This is a genomic window from Mesorhizobium sp. M7A.F.Ca.CA.004.06.1.1 (genome assembly GCF_003999135.1).
In the GTDB taxonomy this organism is placed as follows: domain Bacteria; phylum Pseudomonadota; class Alphaproteobacteria; order Rhizobiales; family Rhizobiaceae; genus Mesorhizobium.
In genome coordinates, this window is the sequence record NZ_RZPQ01000926.1 from 1 (window position 1) to 2,003 (window position 2,003).

A 2,003-nucleotide genomic window follows, 5' to 3' on the forward strand; every position below is an offset into this window, starting at 1 on the left:
GAAGGGGAGGTTGGCGGCAAAGAAAAAGCCCGGACGAGCCGGGCTTTTTCTCTAAGTTTCTGAACCGGCGAATGGTTCGAAACGGGAATTTGGTGCCCAGAAGAGGACTCGAACCTCCACTCCTTGCGGAACACGGACCTGAACCGTGCGCGTCTACCAATTCCGCCATCTGGGCTGGTGCGGGCTCATGTAAGCGGGCAAGCGATTGCTGTCAACGCGCTTTTTTCGCAGGTGCTCCGTTCGCCGGCTCAGTCGTCCAGCACTTCCTTCGAAGCGACGGTGGAATCGGCGTTGAGCTGGTAGATGACCGGCACGCCGGTGCCGAGTTCCAGCTTGACGATCTCCTCGCCCGACTTGCCGTCCAGCGCCATGATCAGCGCGCGCAGCGAGTTGCCGTGCGCGGCGACCAGCACCGTGCCGCCGCGCAGCACGTGCGGCTGCAAATCGTGCAGATAGTAGGGCCAGACGCGGGCGCCGGTGTCCTTCAGGCTTTCGCCGGCGGGCGGCGGCACGTCGTAGGAGCGGCGCCAGACATGCACCTGCTCCTCGCCCCATTTCTTGCGGGCGTCGTCCTTGTTGAGGCCGGAAAGGTCGCCATAGTCGCGCTCGTTGAGTGCCTGGTCGCGGATGGTCTTCAGGTCGCTCTGGCCGACCGCGTCGAGAATGTGCTGGCAGGTTTTTTGCGCCCGGATCAGCGCCGAGGTGAAGGCGATGTCGAATTTCAGGCCGCGCGCCTTGAGCTTCTGGCCGGCGGCCTTGGCCTCGGCGTGGCCCTGTTCGGTCAGGTCGACATCGCGCCAGCCGGTGAACAGGTTCTTCAAATTCCATTCGCTCTGGCCGTGGCGTACGAGCACGAGGGTTCTCGACATGTTTGCTCCTTCAAGAGCAATTCCAGGAAAAGTGTGACGCGGTTTTCCGCCCGGAATTGCGTTAGACAAAGAGGTTTATGGATCAGGCCGGCTCAGCTGAGGCCGAGCACGTCCCGCATCGAATACAGTCCCGGCTTCTTGCCGCGCGCCCAAAGCGCCGCCTTGACGGCGCCCCGAGCGAAGATGGCGCGGTCCTCGGCATGGTGGGCAAGCGTGATGCGCTCGCCGGTGCCGGCCAGCATCACGCTGTGGTCGCCGACGACAGAGCCGCCGCGCAGGGTGGCAAAGCCGATCGAGCCTGTCTTGCGCACGCCGGTGTGGCCGTCGCGGACGCGTACCTCATTGCCTGAAAGCTCGATACCACGCCCGGCGGCGGCGGCTTCGCCCAGCAGCAGCGCTGTGCCCGATGGCGCGTCGACCTTGTGCTTATGGTGCATTTCGAGGATCTCGATGTCGAAATCGTCGGCATCGAGCGCGCGTGCCGCCTGCTCGACCAGCACCGCCAGCAGATTGACGCCGAGGCTCATATTGCCCGACTTGACGATCGTCGCATGGCGCGCCGCCGCCGCGATTTTCGCATTGTCGTCGGCCGTGCACCCGGTCGTGCCGATGACGTGAACGATGCGCGCCTGCGCCGCATAGCCCGCGAATTCGACCGTCGAAGCAGGCGTGGTGAAGTCGAGCACGCCGTCTGCCTTGGCGAAGACCGGCAGCGGATCGTCGCCGATCGGCACGTTGATGATACCGATGCCCGCCAGTTCGCCTGCGTCCTTGCCCAGATAGGGCGAACCCGCCCGCTCGACCGCGCCGATGACCCGCGCGCCGGGGATGGTGTGGATGGCGCGGATCAGCGTCTGGCCCATGCGGCCGGCAGCGCCCACCACCACCAGGCCCATATCGCCTGCTTCGCTCATGTGCTCCTCACAGCAGTCTTCTTCGCACGCGTGGCCCGGACCGGAGTTTGGATCGGCTCGCGGTCCTCGACAAGCCCCAGTCCCTTCTTGCCCTGGATGCGGTGGAAGCGGGAATAGATGCTGTCCGGGTCGGCCATCAGCGTCGCATGGGTGCCTTCCTCGACCAACCGTCCCTCTTCCAGCACGATGATGTGGTCGGCATTGACCACCGTCGACAGCC

At 64.9% G+C, this 2,003-nt stretch carries 2 protein-coding genes, 1 tRNA gene and 1 pseudogene; all 4 read right to left on the reverse strand.

Features of this window, described 5'->3' with window-relative positions:
* Nucleotides 1-90: 90 nt before the first annotated feature.
* A tRNA-Leu gene (locus EN906_RS32220) sits at nt 91-175 on the reverse strand.
* 73 nt (nt 176-248) lie between these two features.
* Nucleotides 249-869, reverse strand: coding sequence for a 2,3-bisphosphoglycerate-dependent phosphoglycerate mutase (locus tag EN906_RS32225; protein ID WP_127268270.1), 621 nt, complete (start codon nt 867-869; stop codon nt 249-251).
* 92 nt (nt 870-961) lie between these two features.
* Entirely contained in the window at nt 962-1,783 is an 822-nt protein-coding gene (gene dapB / locus EN906_RS32230) for a 4-hydroxy-tetrahydrodipicolinate reductase (protein ID WP_127268269.1), read from the reverse strand.
* Nucleotides 1,780-2,003: pseudogene (locus EN906_RS32235) on the reverse strand (ABC transporter ATP-binding protein/permease); the annotation flags it as partial. The pseudogene EN906_RS32235 and the gene dapB, both read right to left, overlap by 4 nt.

Bases quoted from the DNA above. Each gene is read 5' to 3' on its own strand.
- dapB (WP_127268269.1), bottom strand. From the start codon at position 1,783: ATGAGCGAAGCAGGCGATATGGGCCTGGTGGTGGTGGGCGCTGCCGGC.
- EN906_RS32225 (WP_127268270.1), bottom strand. From the start codon at position 869: ATGTCGAGAACCCTCGTGCTCGTACGCCACGGCCAGAGCGAATGGAAT.